This is a genomic window from Methylobacterium sp. R2-1 (assembly GCF_014191355.1).
Classification (GTDB): Bacteria; Pseudomonadota; Alphaproteobacteria; order Rhizobiales; family Beijerinckiaceae; genus Methylobacterium.
The window spans coordinates 88,528-104,836 of record NZ_JACHWM010000017.1 but is presented as its reverse complement, the minus strand read 5'-3'; the positions used below and the strand labels follow the sequence as shown (position 1 = coordinate 104,836).

The 16,309-nt window shown below is 68.2% G+C and carries 15 protein-coding genes; 6 read left to right on the top strand and 9 right to left on the bottom strand.

Going from position 1 to position 16,309, the window contains the following annotated elements; translation table 11 throughout:
• Positions 1–13: 13 nt before the first annotated feature.
• The 3 genes from FHU13_RS22310 to aroC all read right to left on the bottom strand — a co-directional run bounded on the left by FHU13_RS22310 (position 14) and on the right by aroC (position 2,558).
• Positions 14–247 carry a zinc ribbon domain-containing protein gene (locus FHU13_RS22310; protein ID WP_183438038.1) on the bottom strand — a complete coding sequence of 78 codons (234 nt, stop codon included), beginning with the start codon at positions 245–247 and terminating at the stop codon, positions 14–16.
• Positions 248–345: 98 nt separating this feature from the next.
• Positions 346–1,422 carry a 3,4-dihydroxy-2-butanone-4-phosphate synthase gene (gene ribB / locus FHU13_RS22305; protein WP_183438037.1) on the bottom strand — a complete coding sequence of 359 codons (1,077 nt, stop codon included), beginning with the start codon at positions 1,420–1,422 and terminating at the stop codon, positions 346–348.
• A 35-nt stretch (positions 1,423–1,457) separates the two neighbouring features.
• The gene (gene aroC, locus FHU13_RS22300; protein WP_183438036.1) at positions 1,458–2,558 is read right to left on the bottom strand and encodes a chorismate synthase; all 1,101 of its coding nucleotides are present in this window, start codon (positions 2,556–2,558) and stop codon (positions 1,458–1,460) included.
• A 132-nt stretch (positions 2,559–2,690) separates the two neighbouring features.
• Here aroC and FHU13_RS22295 point away from each other — a divergent pair, with 132 nt between their 5' ends.
• Together FHU13_RS22295 and FHU13_RS22290 are read left to right on the top strand one after the other, a co-directional pair.
• Entirely contained in the window at positions 2,691–2,993 is a 303-nt protein-coding gene (locus FHU13_RS22295) for a type II toxin-antitoxin system RelE/ParE family toxin (protein ID WP_183438074.1), read from the top strand.
• Positions 2,990–3,280 (top strand): addiction module antidote protein, encoded by a 291-nt coding sequence (locus tag FHU13_RS22290; protein WP_183438035.1) that lies wholly within the window; start codon positions 2,990–2,992, stop codon positions 3,278–3,280. The genes FHU13_RS22295 and FHU13_RS22290 overlap by 4 nt, the downstream gene beginning before the upstream one ends.
• Positions 3,281–3,284: 4 nt before the next feature.
• On the opposite strand, the gene FHU13_RS22285 is transcribed toward FHU13_RS22290, so the two are convergent.
• Positions 3,285–3,890, bottom strand: a complete 606-nt coding sequence (locus tag FHU13_RS22285; RefSeq protein WP_183438034.1) for a DUF3578 domain-containing protein — start codon at positions 3,888–3,890, stop codon at positions 3,285–3,287.
• Positions 3,887–5,020, bottom strand: a complete 1,134-nt coding sequence (locus FHU13_RS22280; protein WP_183438033.1) for an anhydro-N-acetylmuramic acid kinase — start codon at positions 5,018–5,020, stop codon at positions 3,887–3,889. Before FHU13_RS22280 ends, FHU13_RS22285 begins: the two co-directional genes overlap by 4 nt.
• 137 nt (positions 5,021–5,157) lie before the next feature.
• On the opposite strand from FHU13_RS22280, the gene tyrS reads away from it, so the two are divergent.
• Positions 5,158–6,429 carry a tyrosine--tRNA ligase gene (gene tyrS, locus FHU13_RS22275; protein ID WP_183438032.1) on the top strand — a complete coding sequence of 424 codons (1,272 nt, stop codon included), beginning with the start codon at positions 5,158–5,160 and terminating at the stop codon, positions 6,427–6,429.
• Positions 6,430–6,738: 309 nt separating this feature from the next.
• Here tyrS and FHU13_RS22270 read toward each other — a convergent pair whose 3' ends face one another.
• Complete coding sequence (locus FHU13_RS22270) at positions 6,739–10,176, bottom strand: AsmA-like C-terminal region-containing protein (protein WP_183438031.1); 3,438 nt, start codon at positions 10,174–10,176, stop codon at positions 6,739–6,741.
• Between the two features lie 151 nt (positions 10,177–10,327).
• On the opposite strand from FHU13_RS22270, the gene FHU13_RS22265 reads away from it, so the two are divergent.
• The gene (locus tag FHU13_RS22265) at positions 10,328–10,795 is read left to right on the top strand and encodes a peroxiredoxin (RefSeq protein ID WP_183438030.1); all 468 of its coding nucleotides are present in this window, start codon (positions 10,328–10,330) and stop codon (positions 10,793–10,795) included.
• A 238-nt stretch (positions 10,796–11,033) separates the two neighbouring features.
• Entirely contained in the window at positions 11,034–12,209 is a 1,176-nt protein-coding gene (locus FHU13_RS22260) for a M23 family metallopeptidase (RefSeq protein ID WP_183438029.1), read from the top strand.
• Between the two features lie 41 nt (positions 12,210–12,250).
• Here FHU13_RS22260 and prfB read toward each other — a convergent pair.
• Positions 12,251–13,379, bottom strand: a protein-coding gene (gene prfB, locus FHU13_RS22255; RefSeq protein ID WP_183438028.1) for a peptide chain release factor 2 whose coding sequence is annotated in 2 segments (ribosomal slippage) — positions 12,251–13,309 and positions 13,311–13,379 — 1,128 coding nt in all. Because the reading frame shifts where the segments join, the coding sequence is not laid out codon by codon here.
• A 148-nt stretch (positions 13,380–13,527) separates the two neighbouring features.
• Here prfB and FHU13_RS22250 point away from each other — a divergent pair.
• Complete coding sequence (locus FHU13_RS22250; RefSeq protein WP_409518527.1) at positions 13,528–13,845, top strand: DUF2809 domain-containing protein; 318 nt, start codon at positions 13,528–13,530, stop codon at positions 13,843–13,845.
• 7 nt (positions 13,846–13,852) lie between these two features.
• Here FHU13_RS22250 and FHU13_RS22245 read toward each other — a convergent pair whose 3' ends face one another.
• Positions 13,853–14,476, bottom strand: a complete 624-nt coding sequence (locus FHU13_RS22245) for a tetratricopeptide repeat protein (protein WP_183438026.1) — start codon at positions 14,474–14,476, stop codon at positions 13,853–13,855.
• Positions 14,477–14,496: 20 nt separating this feature from the next.
• Positions 14,497–16,203, bottom strand: a complete 1,707-nt coding sequence (locus tag FHU13_RS22240; protein ID WP_183438025.1) for a lysine--tRNA ligase — start codon at positions 16,201–16,203, stop codon at positions 14,497–14,499.
• Between the last annotated feature and the right edge of the window lie 106 nt (positions 16,204–16,309).

The following is a 16,309-nucleotide window of genomic DNA, read 5'->3' as shown; positions in this document are numbered from 1 at the left end:
CCTACTGGGCAGCCTATCGGTGCGTCAGGATCAGGGTGATGAGCACGGCCGCGAAGCTGACGAACATCACGCTACCGAGGATCGCCCCGGTGATCGCGTTGGCGGAGACGTAGGTCCCGGCGACGCGACCGAGGGCCGGCACGAGCCCGTGCCGGTCGGTCTGGCGGCCGGGATGCCCGCAGGACGGGCAGGCGACGGCCTTCTCAGAGATTCGGTGATCGCAGGCGGGACAGGCGACGAGGACCATGCGCGCTCCTTTTCCGCAGACGGCAGCCGGAGGGGCCGCCTCAGAAAGGAACTGGGAACGGCCGCGCTTGTCCGCAAGGGGCAGCGCCGCCGCTGTCCTCAGCCCTCCAGCGGCTCCTCGCTGACCAGCTCGATGCCGAAGCCCGACAGGCCGACATAGGCGCGGGACGACGAGGACAGGTTGCGGATCGAGACCACACCGAGGTCGCGCAGGATCTGCGCGCCCAGCCCGACTTCGCGCCATTGGCGCACGCGCTGCGCCTCGGCGCCCTCCTCCGCGTAGCGGTTGAGCGGCACGCCCGCCGTTCCGTCGCGCAGATAGACGAGGATGCCCCGGCCTTCCTTGGCGAAGCGGCGCATCACGCTCTCGATCTGCCCGCCGCCCTCGATCACGTCGGCGACGACGTTGGAGCGGTGCAGGCGCACTGGCACGTTGCGGCCGTCGCCGATGGCGCCGTGGACGAAGGCGAATTGCTGGATCGGCTCGAACGGCGTGACGTAGGCGTAGCCGGTCATCGCGCCGAACTCGGTCTTGACCGGGAAGGTGCCGACCCGCTCGACCAGCCGGTCGCGGGCCTGACGGTAGGCGATGAGATCGGCCACCGAGACCCGCTTGAGGCTGTGCTGCTCGGAAAACGCGTCGATCTGCGGCCCCTTCATCACGGTGCCGTCGTCGTTGGCGAGTTCGCAGATCACGCCGACCGGGGGCAGGCCCGCGAGCTTGCACAGATCGACGGCCGCCTCGGTATGGCCGGAGCGCATCAGCACGCCGCCATCGCGGGCGATGAGCGGGAAGACGTGGCCGGGCCGCACGAAGTCGCCCGCGCCCATATTGCCGTTGGCCAGCGCGCGGACCGTGTTGCAGCGCTGTTCGGCCGAGATGCCGGTGGTGAGGCCGTGGCGCACGTCCACGGTCACGGTGAAGGCGGTGCCGAGCGGCGCGTCGTTCGAGGCCACCATCGGGTCGAGATGGAGGCGGCGCGCCTCGTCCAGAGTGATCGGCGCGCAGACGATGCCGCAGGTGTTGCGGATGATGAACGCCATCTTCTCCGGCGTGCATAGCGAGGCGGCGACGACGAGATCGCCCTCGTTCTCGCGATCGTCGTCGTCGGTGACGACCACGATCTCGCCGCGGGCGAAGGCCTCGATGGCCTCGGTGACGCTGCAATGGGGCACGGGCTTCGTCTCGTTCAGCGGTTCGAAAGGGGCAGTCAGGCGCGCTCGCCGTTCTGCCCGCGATGGCGAAGATAGTGATCGGCCAGCACGCAGGCCATCATCGCCTCGGCGACGGGTACGGCGCGGATGCCGACGCAGGGGTCGTGGCGGCCCTTGGTGATCAGGTCGATCTCGTCGCCTTCGCGGTTCACGCTCTGGCGCGGCGTTAGAATCGAGGAAGTCGGCTTCACGGCAAAGCGCACCACGATCGGCTCCCCCGACGAGATGCCCCCCAGGATGCCGCCGGCATGGTTGGCGAGAAAGCGCGGGCGGCCGTCATTGCCGGCGCGCATCTCGTCGGCGTTGTCCTCACCGCGGAGCGCCGCTGCGGCGAAACCATCGCCGATCTCGACGCCCTTGACCGCGTTGATCGACATCATCGCGGCGGCCAGATCCGCGTCGAGCTTGCCGTAGATCGGTGCACCGAGGCCGGGCGGCACGCCTTCGGCCACCACCTCGATCACCGCACCGACTGACGAGCCGTCCTTCCGGATCCCGTCGAGATAGGTCTCGTAGAGCTGCGCCGCCTTCGCGTCGGGACAGAAGAATGGGTTGTTGCCGACCTGCTCCCAATTCCAGTTCGCGCGGTCGATCGCGTGCGGCCCCATCTGCACCAGGGCGGCGCGGATGGTGATGCCGGGGATCACCTTGCGGGCGATGGCACCGGCCGCGACCCGCGCCGCGGTCTCTCGCGCCGACGACCGGCCTCCGCCGCGATAATCGCGAAAACCGTACTTGGCGTCGTAGGTGTAATCGGCGTGGCCGGGGCGATAGCTGTCGCGGATCTCGGAATAATCTTTTGAGCGCTGGTCGGTGTTCTCGATCATCAGCGCGATCGGCGTGCCGGTGGTGAGCTGGCGTCCGCCGGTGCGGTCGTCACTGAACACGCCCGACAGGATCTTCACCTGATCGGGCTCGCGCCGCTGCGTGGTGAAGCGGGACTGGCCGGGCTTACGCCGGTCGAGTTCCGCCTGAATCTCGTCGGCTTCCAGGGCGAGGCCGGGCGGGCACCCGTCCACCACGCAGCCGAGTGCTACCCCGTGGCTCTCGCCGAAGGTGGTGACGCGGAACAGGTGGCCGAAGGTGTTGTGCGACATGGCGTGCGTGCCTTAGCGCGGGATGCCGGGCGGTACAAATTCCCCCCGATCTTCGCTCCACCGAACGCAGTCGGGTATCAGGTCGACCGGAATGCCTGTTGCAGGAATGTAGCCCATAGGCTACGTTCCGATATGCCGGAGATTGTCCGAACCCGCTTCTTCGCGGACTGGCTCAGAGGTCTTCGGGACGATCGTGCCAAGGCACGGATCGCCTTGCGGCTCGACCGCCTCGCACTCGGCCATGAAGGTGATTCGAAGCCTGTTGGCGGAGGCGCCAGCGAATTGAGGATCGATTACGGGCCGGGCTATCGGATCTACTTCACGTATCGCGAGAGAACCCTCGTCATCCTTCTTTGTGGAGGGGACAAGGCCACTCAGAAGCGCGACATCGCCCGTGCACAATCCCTCGCGGCGGCGCTGAAAGAAAAACCATGACAGAGATGAGCCCCTACGATTCGGCTGAATTCCTCGACAGTGACGAGGCCGTCGCCGAATATCTCGCTGCGGCTATCGAGGAGGGCGATGCCGCGCTGTTTCGCCGGGCGCTCGGTGTCGCGGCGCGTGCCCGCGGCATGACCCAGATCGCGCGCGAGACAGGGCTATCGCGGGAAAGCCTCTACCGGGCGCTGTCAGATGACGGCAATCCGAGCCTCGACACGGCGTTACGCGTCCTCAACGCGCTGAATGTTCGCCTCACGGCCTCCGTGATCTCATCCCACTGACGCTTCAGCGTTGCACTGGAAGATCGAGCCCGCCTCGCACCTTCAGAGCCCGGTAGGCGGCGACGCTCGTGGCGAGGTCGGCGTGCAGCCGCCGCTCGTCGGCCAGCGCATCGAGATCATAGGTCCGGCCGAGAATGTGGGCCGCTTCGTAGCCCTCGGGCAGCTCGCCCGCGCTGCCGAGCGTGATTGCCGTCACCGGCAGATCGGCGGCGAAATCCGAGAGGCGTTGCCGCAGCCGCACGCCGCTGTCGCGCAGATAATCGCCCGAGCGCGGCCCGTGCTCGCGGATCGCCGCCACCGTCCCCTGGGCCAGCGAGAGATGCACCGCCTCCTGGTGTGCCGGGAACAGGTAGACGAGGTAGTAGCCGCGGGTGGCGCTCGTCGTCACGGCGGGGTCGAACACCGCCAGCCACGGCACCGTTGCCCAATGACTGCCGCGGCCAGAGCTTCCCTTGACGAGGAACGGGCCTTGCAACGGCGCGAGTGCCTGGCGCAACTCGTCCGGCGCTCCCTTTCGGATCACGTGCGCGAGCGGATGCCCGGCCGGCGGGTCGGTGCGCGCGAGCGGGTATTCCTCAACGATGCGGCGCAGGGCGTGACCGAGACTCACGGCTCGGAGACGATCCCGCCCGTGACCGGCGCGCTCACCCCCGTGGTCGTCGGATAAGTGAGGGGCAGCCCTTCCAGCGAGCGGAGCGCGAGATAGGCGAAGGCCTGGGCTTCGAGGAAGTCCGAGGACCAGCCGATCGCGTCAGCATTCAGCACCTCGGCGTCGAGGAGCCGCTGCAGCATCGCCATCAGTGTCCGGTTCTTCGCGCCCCCGCCCCCGACGATCCAGCGGGTCGGGCGCTCGCTGGCGAAGGCAAGGCTGCGGGCAACGGCATGGGCGGTGAAGGCAGTGAGCGTCGCCGCCCCGTCCTCGACCGTCAGGTAGCCGGCGAGCCGATGCGAGAACCAGTTCCGATCGAGGGATTTCGGCGGCGTGCGCAGGATCAGTGGATGGCCGAGCAGGTTTTCGAGCAGGCCTGCGTCCGCCGTGCCGCGTGCGGCGGTCGCACCGTCCGCGTCGAAATCCTGGCCGACGCGCTCCTTCATCCAGTCGTTGATCGGCCCGTTGCCCGGGCCCGTATCGAAGGCGAGCATGTTGCCGCTCGAGTCGATCAGGGTGGCATTGGCGAGCCCGCCGATGTTGAGGATGCCGAGCGGGCCGGCAAAGCCCGCAGCCTCGGCCAGTGCCTTGTGGAACACCGGCACCAGCGGCGCGCCCTGGCCGCCCTGCGCGACGTCGTTGGCACGCATGTCGGACACGACCCGGATGCCGAGTCGCTCCGCCAGGGCCGCGCCGTCGCCGATCTGAACCGTGATGCCGAGCCTCGGCCGGTGGATCACCGTCTGGCCGTGGAAGCCGATCACGTCGATGTCTTCCGGCCGGAGGCCGCTCTCGGCCAAAAACGCTTCGACGGCTTCGGCATGGGCGCGGGTGACGAAGGCTTCCGCCTCGCCCAGGCGTCCGGGCCGGTCGCGGCGGCCGCCGATAGCCTCGGCGTCGCGGGTCGCCTCGCGCAGCAGTGCCTTCTCATCCTCGCCGTAGGCGCGGTAGCCCGTCGGTCCGAGCGGTGCGATGAGGCCGTTGGCGGATTTGACGATTCGGATGCGCTCGCCGTCGCTCTCGATCAGCGCCACGTCGATCCCGTCCAGCGACGTGCCGCTCATCAGGCCGATCGCGCGCTTCATCGCCATGGCCGTCCCCCTCCGATGCGCCGGCTCGTGCCTTTCGCACGCCGCCCTGCTAAGAGCGCGCGCGAGCGCTTCCCCTCGCGGGATAGCATTCCGGCCGCGCTCCTGTCGCGCCGCCAAACAATCCGAGACCGATCACGATGACCGCCGAGAGCTTCGCGCCGAAATCCGACTTCATCCGGGTGCTGCAGGAGCGCGGCTATATCCATCAGGCGTCCGACCTCGCCGGCATCGATGCGCTGGCGGCGGAGGGTGGTCTCACCACCTATACCGGCTACGACTGCACGGCGGCCTCGCTCCATGTCGGCCACCTGCTCTCGATCATGATGCTGCACTGGCTGCAGAAGACCGGCGGCAAGCCGGTCGTGCTGATGGGCGGCGGCACCACCCGCGTCGGCGACCCCTCGGGGCGCGACGAGGCGCGCAAGATCCTGACGCTGGAGCAGATCGAGGCCAACAAGGAGGGCATCAAGAAGACCTTCGCGCGCTTCCTCTCCTTCGGCGAGGGCGGCAACGATGCCGTGATGGTCGACAACGCCGAGTGGCTGACGAAGCTCAACTACATCGAGATGCTGCGCGACATCGGCCGTCACTTCTCGGTCAACCGCATGATGTCGATGGACAGCGTGCGGATGCGGCTGGAGCGCGACCAGGAACTCTCGTTCCTGGAGTTCAACTACATGATCCTCCAGTCCTACGATTTCGTGGAGCTGAACCGCCGCTTCGGCACCCGTCTGCAGATGGGCGGCTCGGACCAGTGGGGCAACATCGTCAACGGCATCGATCTCGGCCGCCGCATGGGCACGCCGCAGCTCTACGCCCTGACCTGTCCGCTCTTGACGACGTCGTCGGGCGCCAAGATGGGCAAGACGGCGGCCGGCGCCGTCTGGCTCGACGCGGAGATGCTCTCGCCCTACGACTACTGGCAGTTTTGGCGGAACACCGAAGACGCCGATGTCGGGCGCTTCCTCAAGCTGTTCACCCTTCTGCCGCTTGCCGAGATCGAGCGCCTCGCCGCCCTTCAGGGCGCCGAGATCAACGAGGCTAAGGCGATCCTCGCCACCGAGGCGACTGGCCTGATGCACGGAGCGGACGCCGCCGCCGCCGCCGCAGAGACCGCCCGAAAGACCTTCGTCGAGGGCACGCTGGCGCAGTCCCTGCCGACGATTCCGGTGCCGTCCGCATTGCTTGAGGCGGGCCTCGGCGTGCTCACTGCCTTCGGCCCGGACTACGCGAAGCTCGTGCCTTCGACGAGCGAGGCCCGCCGCCAGATCAAGGGCGGCGGTCTTCGGATCAACGACGTGCAGGTGAGCGACGAGAAAGCGGTGCTGCGCTTCTCCGACCTGACGGCGGAGGGCGTGATCAAACTCTCATTCGGGCGCAAGAAGCACGTGCTGCTGCGGCCGGAATAGCCGTTTTCACAGCTCGCGACGCAGGTATGGGTCAACCTCGCATCATCGCAACGTTCCGGCGGCGCGTTCCGGCGCCGCCTCGTCCGGAAATGTATCTGGACGTTCGATCCTGCAGGTTGCGATGACCGAAGAGGATGGGGGAGCGAGACCTCGGGGTGAACCCGCAACCGAGAGGTCCGCGCGTTCGAAGCACTTGATCCGTTGTCGGTCCGAAATGTCGCGCGACCGGCACTTAAGGGCGCGACAGCGCAGCATCTGCCAATCCCCTGCGGCAGCTGTCCATCAGGTCAAGTGGACCGAGTACTGATCCTAGCGCTCCGGCCCGTCCTGCGCCGAACCGTTGGTGAAGGCGTCGCCGCTGCCGGCGCCGAAGAGCTTGCGCAGGAAGCCCGGCGCGACGGCCGAGAGCGGGTTCACGTTGACGGTCGGCTTGGCGATTGGTCCCGAGACGTTGAAGTTCACCGCGAACAGGCCCTCGTTGCTGCCGCCCGCGAGCAGCGGCCCGAACAGCGGCACCTGCGCCACCACGTTGTTGAGGCCGTAGAGCGGGACGAAGGTGCCGTCGATCTGCGTCCGCTCCTTCGCGGTGTCGAGCCAGCCGGCGGCGGTGAAGCCCATCGCCGGGTTGGAGATCGCCGCGTCCGAGAAGCTCACCCGCGGACCGTTGCGGGTGAAGTTCGCCCGCATTTTGTCGAAGCCGACATCGTTGGCGTTCGGGGCCATGCGCCGGCCGTCCGCAGGCGGCGGTGCCTGGGCGACGATGCTCGATAGGGCCGGCTCGTTGCGCAGGGCAAAGTCCTTGATCTGGACGACGCCGGCCTGCGGGCCGTCGTTGAGATAGACGTTGAGCGCGAGGCGCCCGCCATACATCCGCTTGTAGATGTCGAGGAAGCGCAGGGTCGCACCGGAATCGGCGGAGTCGAGGGTGAGCAACGGCGCGCCGCGCTCGTTCCGGACCACGGCGCTGAGCGGGGCAGCGCCGAAGCGTCCCTTGAACTGGGCGGCGCGCAGGTCGCCGCCCTTGAAGGTCGCCTTGAGAGTCGCATTGGTCAGCGACTCGCCGTTGAAGCCGGAGACGATGCTGGCGGCAACGTCCGCCTCGATGTCCTTGCCCGGATCCTTGCCGGCCTTGCTGTCGTCCGTCATGCCCTTGAGGAAGGGCCGCGCGTCCACGACTGCGCCCTTCACAGCCACCTTGTAAGCCGAGCCAGCCCGATCGAGGCTGACGCGCATGTCGTCGCCGGGCGAGAGTTTGAGCGCGGTGAGATCCGCCCGCTCCAGGTTTCCCTCTGCCGAGATCATGGCGCTGCCGCGGGCGAGTGCGGGGGCGGCGTCGAGGGCGATGTCGCGCAGCTCCATCCCGCCGCCTGCCGCCTCCACCAGGGTGAAGCCGAGACGCCCGGCCTTCCCCGCGGGTTTGGTCCAGCCGGGCAGCAGGCCGTTGATCGAGGCTCGGGTCAGATCCGCCTCGACCCGAGCCGGCGGCTTGCCGGCGGAGGTCGGGCGGCCTACCGGCACCACGACGCGGGCGGGGATCACCCCACCGAGTTGCGGTGCGGTCGGCAGGCCGCGCTTGGCCCGGAACGCGTCGTCGAGGTTGAGGCTCAGCACCGCCTCGCCGGGGCTGCCGGGCTTGGGCTGCTTCAGGTCGATGGCGACAGCCGCTCCGAGCAGCTTTCCGTCGCCCTTCAGGGCAAAGCCGCCGCGGTCGAACGAGATGGTGAAGCGGCCCGCCTCGAAGCGGTCCTTGCCGACCGCCCTGTCCATGCTGAACTCGGTCAGAGTCCCGGTGAGCGTCACCGGCATCTCGGCCAGAGCGGGCACGTGCTTGAGATTGATCGGCACGTCGAGCCGGAGGTCCGCCTTGCCTTTGATCGCGGCCGGGTCGATGTCGGCCCCAGTGAGCCCCTTGAACATCGGGGTTTCGAGGAGCGCGGCCAGCGAATCGGCCGATCCGGACAACCGCAGGCCGAGCTGGGCGATGATCTTGTCCGGCTGCGGATCGCGGATCAGGAAGGAGCCGTCCGAGATCGTCAGGGCCCGCGTGTCGGAGAGGCGGATCTCGGCGGTCGCGTTCTGGATCGTTGTGCTGCGACCGGTGATCGTGCCGGTCACCCGGCCGCGGCTCAGGGGCGGTGCGTCCTGCGAGACCGTGAGGCTCGCGTCCGAGACCGCAAAGGCGACATGGAGCGCCTGATCCGGCATCGGGTCGCCGCGGGTCGCGGCGGCGAGTTCCGGGCCGCTCATATCGATCTGGATGTCGGCCTGATCGAGCTGTCCGCCGCGGAGCTCGTCCACGAGGTAGTTGCGCACGCCGGGCGCGATGTTCTCGGGCCAGAGCCGCATGGCCTTGCGACCGTCAGTTTGCGTGGCGACGATGTGCAGGGTGATGCCGTCATCGTCGGCACGGGTGCCGACCGTTCCGCTCAGGCGGCCCTGCAGGCCGTCGCCGGCGATCGCGATCGAATCGATGTTCACGCCGCCGGCCCGGCCGGTGATCCGTCCGCTGATCTCGCCGATGCGGAAGGACGGGTCGCTGCGGGCGGCGCCGCGCAGCAGGGCATCCTTACCGGCAAAATCTAGGGTCCAGGCATCCTCGGCACCGGGTGGGCCGATGGCGAAGGCGCCGGTGAGGTGGGCGTCGTTGCCGCCACCCTTGTAATCGATCGCCGAGATCGCGAGGGCACGCCGCCCTTCGTCCCAGGCCGCCTCGGCGCGCAGTTCGTCGATGACGACGGGGTTGAAATCCTTCTCGTCGATGAGGAGCGTGCCGCCGCCAGTCTTCACCTCGGCTTTCATCGTCTCGATGCGTCCGCCCGACAGCGCCACGTCGGCCTTGGCCGAGAGCTTGAGGTCGGTGTCAACCGGCATCTTCGAATGCCCGGACAGAAGGAGCAGATCGGTCACGGGCAGGTCGTCCAGGGTGATGACGCCTGCGCGTCGCCCCTCCCCCGCCTCGTGGACGCGCCCACCGAAGCGCCACTCCCCGTTGGGCCCGTCGATACGCAGCTCGAACACCCGCGAATCGTCGCTCGTGCCGCGGCGGAACAGCCCGTTCACTCTCTCGAAGCTCGCCTGGTGCTGGGCGTCGTCCACGAGGGTCAGACGTCCGTTGGTGATCCGCGCCCGGTCGAGGGCGCCGATGACCCCGGCGGGATCGAGCACGACGCCGAAGATCGAGGCGACGGCCGCCGAGACCGGCGAGACGGTGCCGCGGGTGGCGTCGACGCTCGGCAGCGTGTGGGGCTTGGCGGCCTCGCCCTGTGTCGGCGCGGAGGCGGCGAAAGCGATGGAGCCGTCGTCGTGGACGAGGGCGGTCATCTGAATGTCGCGGAACTCGATGGAGCGGGGCTGCACCGAGAGGCGCAGCAGGCTCCAGGTGTCGAGGCTGACCACCGCGAGCGGGGCGCGTACCACCAGCGCGCCTTCCGGATTGTAGATGTCGAGCCCGCCGACCCGCAGCGCGAGCGAGGCTTCGCCGTCGAGTTCGAGCGCGCTGTCTCGCAACGCCACGCGCCAGCCCGGACCGAAGCGGCCCGCCACTGCCTCGGCAACCTGGTGGGTGAGACCGTCGATGCGCAGCGGTCCCTGCGAGAGCCGCAGGACGACAAGTCCGCTGCCGAGTCCGAGCAGGAACAGGAGGAGCAGCGCACACCAGAGGGCCGGCCGCCGCCGACGACGCGCTTGGCGCGGCGCAGGCGTCTCGATTGCCTCCTGGAGCAGGGTCCTGGCCGTTTCCTGATCCATCACTCGTTCGCTGCTGCACCCATAGGGTTCGGGCGGAGGTCCGTTTGCGGCGGCGTCTGTCCTCAGGATTCAAGCCGCTCCGGCATGGCGTCCCGGGAGGTCTGCGTGCATCAGGTCAGGCACACCATCAATCGGCCGAAAGGAAGGCGAAATGCCGCTAGAGACCGGCAATGCCGCACCCCTGTTCTCGTTACCGGGGGCGGGCGGGGAAACCATCTCTCTGGAGAGCCTGCGCGGGCACAAGATCGTGCTTTATTTCTATCCTAAGGACGACACGAGCGGCTGCACACTGGAGGCGCAAAACTTCAATGCCCGGATCGAGGCTTTCGCCGCGGCCGAAGCGATCGTGATCGGTGTCTCGCCCGATTCCGTCAAAAGCCACGATAAGTTTCGGACGAAGTACGGCCTGACGTTTCCGCTCGCCTCCGATGAGGCGAAAACTATGTTGGAGGCTTACGGGGTCTGGGTCGAGAAGAGCATGTACGGCCGGAAATACATGGGTGTGGAGCGCACGACCCTGCTCCTCGACCGCGAGGGGCGGATCGCGCGGATCTGGCACAAGGTCAAAGTGCCGGGCCACGTCGAGGAGGTTTTGGCAGCGGCCCAGGCTCTCGCGTGATGGCGAAGCTCGTCCTTGAGCATTCTCCAGGATGAGGGACTTCGTCATTTAAGAAATGACGCTTCGAAAACGGAAAATTCGTGCGTCGCCTCGGCTTCCGGATCGAGGGCGACGCGCTCGTTTTCCGGCTTTGCGCGGTCCTTCTCGAAATCCGTCAGCGACCTTTCCGGATGACGCGCTAAGCTTCCTTAACCTTAATGGTCTGTCATCGGCCGCGTCACCGAACGACCGACGTGCCATGCCTTCGACTGCTCAGGCCCGCCACAGCGCCGGCTTCTCCCCCCTCTTCCAGCGCCGTCTCCTGGTCACACTCAGCCTCGGGCTCGCCGCCTCGATGCTCTGGGCGGCGGCCGCGAGCTACTATCTCGTCTTTCACGACGAGGTGCTGGCCCGTTTCGTCTCGCGCCAGAGCGCGATGCAGTTCGCCTACGAGGAGCGGATCGGCACGCTCCAACGCGCGCTGGACCGCGCAGCGGCCGAGCGCAACGCGGAGCGCGGCAGCGTCGAGAACCGGCTTTCCGCGCTGGCCGAGCGGCAGGCCTTGATCGAGAAGCGCCAGGGGCTGCTCTCCGGTCTGGGTGGAGCGGCTGTGCAGGTCGACGTGCCGACGCCCGCTGCGGTCCCGGTCTCGGAGCCCGCAGCGCGCGTCCAGAAGCCGTTCCCGACGCCGGAACTGCGCATGGGAGGCGAGGATCGTGCCGACGCCGCCGGCCGCGCCTCGGCCGCGCGCCTGTCGCGCCTGGAGGACTCGCTTCAGCGTGTCGCCGAGGCGCAGTCGCGCACGGTCGCCGACATCGCCGTGCAGGTCGGGCGCAGCGCCGAGCGGTTTCGAGACTTGATCGCCCGCACGGGCCTCTCACCGGCCCGGTTCGATCCGCCTCCGGGTGGTGTCGGCGGTCCGCTCGTTCCGCTTGGGCCGGACGCTTTCGAGCAGGCCCTCGCCGAGGCCCGGCGCCAGATCGAGGAGGAGACGCATCTGCGCCGCGTGGCTGCCGCCCTGCCCTTCCGCCAGCCGCTGCCGGGCGAACTGGCCTTCACCAGCACCTTCGGTGCCCGGCTCGATCCGTTCACCCGCGGCTACGCGCTCCATACCGGCGTGGACATGCGCGCCGAGACCGGCGCCCCGGTCCGCGCCACCGCCGCCGGGCGGATCACGGCGGCCGAGTATGCAGGTGGCTACGGCAACATGGTCGAGGTCGATCACGGCCGCGGCCTCGTCACCCGCTACGCCCATCTCTCGGCGGCCGCGGTTTCGGTGGGCCAGCGGGTCGAAGCGGGCAACGTCGTGGGCTTTGCCGGCTCGACCGGCCGCTCCACCGGCAGCCACCTGCATTACGAGACGCGCATCGACGGCGAGCCGGTCGATCCGCAACGGTTCCTTCGGGCCGGGGCCCAGCTCGTCTTCGCGGATTGAGACCGGATGTCCCCTCCCCGCGAGGGGAGGAGACATGGGCGTCAGTCGATGTCGGCGACGTCTTCGCTGCCGCCGAACACGCGTTGCGCCAGCGAGGCTTCCATGAACGGGTCGAGGTCGCCGTCGAGCACCTCGTCCGGGTCGGTCGATTGCGTGCCGGTGCGCAGGTCTTTCACCAGCTGATACGGCTGAAGCACGTAGGATCGGATCTGATGACCCCAGCCGATCTCCGTCTTCGACGCGGCCTCGGCGTTGGCCTTTTCCTCGCGCTTTTTCAGCTCGGCCTCGTAGAGGCGCGCGCGCAACATGTTCCAGGCTGTGGCCCGGTTCTTGTGCTGCGAGCGCTCCTGCTGGCAGGCCACGACGATGCCGGTCGGGTTGTGCGTGATGCGCACCGCCGAATCGGTCGTGTTGACGTGCTGGCCACCCGCACCCGACGACCGATAGGTGTCGATGCGGCAGTCCGATTCCTTGATCTCGATCTCAATCCGGTCGTCGATGACCGGGTAGACCCACACGCTGGCGAAGCTGGTGTGCCGCCGCGCGTTCGAATCGTAGGGCGAGATCCGCACCAGCCGGTGCACGCCCGACTCGGTCTTGAGCCAGCCATAGGCGTTGTGGCCCTTGATCAGGAGCGTAGCGCCCTTGATCCCGGCCTCTTCGCCGTCGGTCATTTCGACGATCTCGACCTTGAACTTCCGCCGCTCGGCCCAGCGCGCATACATGCGCTGGAGCATGTTGGCCCAGTCCTGACTCTCGGTGCCGCCGGCACCGGCATGGACTTCGAGATAGGTGTCGAAGCCATCGGCCTCGCCCGAGAGCAGGGTCTCCACCTGACGGCTCGCGGCCTCCTTCTCGACCGCCTTGATCGCGGCCTCGCCCTCGTTGATGGAGGCTTGGTCGCCCTCCATCTCACCGAGTTCGATCAGGGTCGCGGCGTCCTCGAGATCCTGCTCGAGCTTCTTGATCGCGGTGACGGCCTCGTCGAGCTCCTGGCGCTCGCGCATGACCTTCTGCGCAGCCTCCGGATCGTTCCAGAGGTCGGGGTTTTCGGACGCGGCGTTCAGCTCCGCGAGGCGTTTATCGACGGTGTCCCAGTCAAAGATGCCTCCTCAGCAGTCCTATAGACTGCTTGGCGGCATCCGAGGCCTGCTCGATCTCGGCGCGCATCTGGTGTGAAACTCGTATGTCGGTGTGGCCGGGGGTGATACCGGGCGGCTCCCGCCCTGTAAACTGCTGCGCCGCGATGCCGAGCTCCCGATCCCGCCGCCTCCCACTCTTCGCTGCCATCCTCGCTGTGATCGCGGCGGGCGTCGGCGTGCGCCTGCTGCCGCTCGGCTTGCCGAAGGAGATCGTGAAGTACGCGGGCTCGGTGCTGTGGGGCGCGATGGTCTACGGGCTCGTCGCCTTCGTCCGCCCGGCGGCCGCGACCGGCCGGCTCGTGTTGGTCGCTCTGATCGTCGCGATGCTGGTCGAGCTGTTCCGCCTCGTTCATACGCCGGCGCTCGACGCGTTCCGGCTGACGCTGGCCGGGCAGTTGCTGCTCGGGCGGATCTTTTCGCCGTGGAACATTCTTGCCTACGCCGTCGGCATCGGGTCGGCGGCGGCGTTCGATGCGGCGACGCGACGGCGTTGATCTCGTCTCAGCGCCCGGCGATCGCCCGCACCACCGTCTGGTTCGGTGCGATGTAGCGCTGGAAGTACGTCTTCCCTCGCGCCTGCGCCTCCTGGATCTGCGCGCCGTCCAGCATGCTTGCCGCCTGGATCGCGTTGGCCATGGCGGACGGGTCCATGATCGAGGCGTGGGTTGCCGGGTAGATCCAGGCCATGCCCTCGACCGGATCGCGCGGCACGCCCCTCCCCTCGATGTAGAGGATGCCGAGTTCGTTGCCGGCCTTGTAGTGGCCGCCCTTGGCCGCCTGCTCGTACCAGCGCGCCGCCTCGGCCGGGTCGGCCGCAACGCCCTGCCCTTTCCGGTAGGCCTGCCCGAGATTGAAGGCGGCGAGCACGCTGCCGCCCTCCGCCGCCTGCCGGTAGCAATAGAGGGCGCGCGCCGGATCGGCCGGCACGGCGCGGCCCTCTGCATAAGCGACGCCGAGATTGTAGCGCGCTTGGGCATCACCCTTCGCCGCGCCCGCCTCGAAGGCGCGCATCGCCGTCGGGTAATCACCCCGCGCATAGGCCTTGATGCCCTGCGCGACCTGTGCCGAGGCCGAGGCGCCGAACAGGGCAGAGAGAACGCCGAGGATGCCTGCCAACGCCCTCATCCTCCGCATCCGCCCCCGGCTCACGCCGCCGCCGCAGCCTTGCGGCTCTCGAGGAAAGCCGCGTGCTCGGCCACCAGCGCGCCGCTCAGCGCCTTCTCGATCAGCGCCCGCGTACCCGCCACGCCATAGAGCGCGATGAACGAGCCGAAGCGCGGCCCCTGCGCCTCGCCGAACAGCACGTTGTAGATCGAGGCGAACCATGTCTTGGAGACGCCCGGTCGCCCGTCCGGGCTCTTGGCCTTGCCCGACAGGTCGGGGAAGTGGCGCCGGCCGACCTCGTAGACGACCGCCTGCAACGCCTCCGGATCGGTCGAGTCCTCGTGCTCGGCCAGCGTCTGTGACAGGTCGCGCAAAGCCGCGGCCTCCTCCTCGGTCGGGGCGCGGTACTGCTTCTGCGGGCGCACGAAGTCCCTGTAGTAAGCGAGCGCCCGCGTCACGAGGCCGGCGAGCCTCGGGTGCGTCTCCGGTCCGACATTGGGCGCGTAGCGGCGGATGAAGCCCCACAGCACCGTCTCGTCCTCGGCATTGGCTACCGCCACGAGGTTCAAGAGCATGCCGAACGACAGGGTCGTGCCGGCTTCATCGATGGTCTCGACCGCCGGCGGCGCGCCCGCGTGCAGGTGCCAGACCGGATTGCCGAGCCGGTGCTTCGCCTCCTGGCCGGCGAAGCGGCCCAGGAAGTTGTCATACTCATCGACGTGGCGCGGAATCACATCGAAGAACAGGCGCTTGGCCTCGCGCGGCTTGTTGTACATGAACAGTGCGAGCGATTCAGGGGTCGCGTAGGTCAACCACTCGTCGATGGTCAGGCCGTTGCCCTTCGACTTTGAGATTTTTTGGCCTTTTTCATCGAGGAACAGTTCGTAATTGAACCCCTCAGGCGGTTCCGCGCCCAAAGCCCTCGCGATCTGGCCCGAGAGCTTGACCGAGTCGATCAGGTCCTTGCCGGCCATCTCGTAATCGACGCCGAGCGCGACCCACCGCATCGCCCAGTCGGGCTTCCATTGCAGCTTGGCGTGGCCGCCGGTCACCGGTGTCTCGTAGCGCTCGCCGGTCGCCGGGTCGCGCCAGACAATGGTGCCGGAGGCCGGCCGCACCTCGTCGATCGCCACCTGCATGACGTGGCCGGTGACGGGGTGGATCGGCAGGAACGGCGAGTAGCTCGCCGAGCGCTCGGCCCGCAGCGAGGGGAGCATGATCGCCATCACCGCGTCGTAGCGCTCTAGGACGAGGCGCAACGCGTCGTCGAAGACGCCCGACTTGTAGCACTCGGTGGCGGAGCGGAATTCGTAGTCGAAGCCGAAGGCATCGAGGAAGCGGCGCAGTTCCGCGTTGTTGTGGGCGCCGAAGCTCTCATGCGTGCCGAACGGGTCGGGGACCTTGGTCAGCGGCAGGTTGAGCGCCTCGCGCAGCTGCTCACGGTTCGGTACGTTGTCCGGAACCTTCCGCAGGCCGTCCATGTCGTCCGAGAAGGCGATCAGCCGGGTCGGCACTGCGTCCTTCGTCAGAACGCGAAAGGCGTGGCGCACCATCGAGGTGCGGGCGACCTCGCCGAAGGTGCCGATATGCGGCAGGCCCGAGGGGCCGTAGCCGGTCTCGAACAACACCTCGCTCTTCGGCTTCTTCTCCAGCCGCGCCACGAGCTTGCGCGCCTCCTCGAAGGGCCAGGCGGCGGCGGAGGCGGCGGCCTCCAGAATATCGGGATCGAGACGAAGGGGCGCGGACATCGAAGGGGCTTTTCGGGGTTCAGGACGGGCGCCGCACCGGCCGATCGGGCCGGGGCGCAAGAGCGGGCAACCTATGGAGCGGGGGAGCCGGGGTCAACGCAGCCAT

Coding starts and splice junctions, on each gene's coding strand:
- FHU13_RS22245 (WP_183438026.1), bottom strand. CDS start 14,476: ATGAGGGCGTTGGCAGGCATCCTCGGCGTTCTCTCTGCCCTGTTCGGC.
- FHU13_RS22270 (WP_183438031.1), bottom strand. CDS start 10,176: ATGGATCAGGAAACGGCCAGGACCCTGCTCCAGGAGGCAATCGAGACG.
- FHU13_RS22280 (WP_183438033.1), bottom strand. CDS start 5,020: ATGGCGATGAAGCGCGCGATCGGCCTGATGAGCGGCACGTCGCTGGAC.
- aroC (WP_183438036.1), bottom strand. CDS start 2,558: ATGTCGCACAACACCTTCGGCCACCTGTTCCGCGTCACCACCTTCGGC.
- FHU13_RS22240 (WP_183438025.1), bottom strand. CDS start 16,203: ATGTCCGCGCCCCTTCGTCTCGATCCCGATATTCTGGAGGCCGCCGCC.
- FHU13_RS22265 (WP_183438030.1), top strand. CDS start 10,328: ATGCCGCTAGAGACCGGCAATGCCGCACCCCTGTTCTCGTTACCGGGG.
- FHU13_RS22260 (WP_183438029.1), top strand. CDS start 11,034: ATGCCTTCGACTGCTCAGGCCCGCCACAGCGCCGGCTTCTCCCCCCTC.
- FHU13_RS22310 (WP_183438038.1), bottom strand. CDS start 247: ATGGTCCTCGTCGCCTGTCCCGCCTGCGATCACCGAATCTCTGAGAAG.
- tyrS (WP_183438032.1), top strand. CDS start 5,158: ATGACCGCCGAGAGCTTCGCGCCGAAATCCGACTTCATCCGGGTGCTG.
- FHU13_RS22295 (WP_183438074.1), top strand. CDS start 2,691: ATGCCGGAGATTGTCCGAACCCGCTTCTTCGCGGACTGGCTCAGAGGT.
- FHU13_RS22290 (WP_183438035.1), top strand. CDS start 2,990: ATGACAGAGATGAGCCCCTACGATTCGGCTGAATTCCTCGACAGTGAC.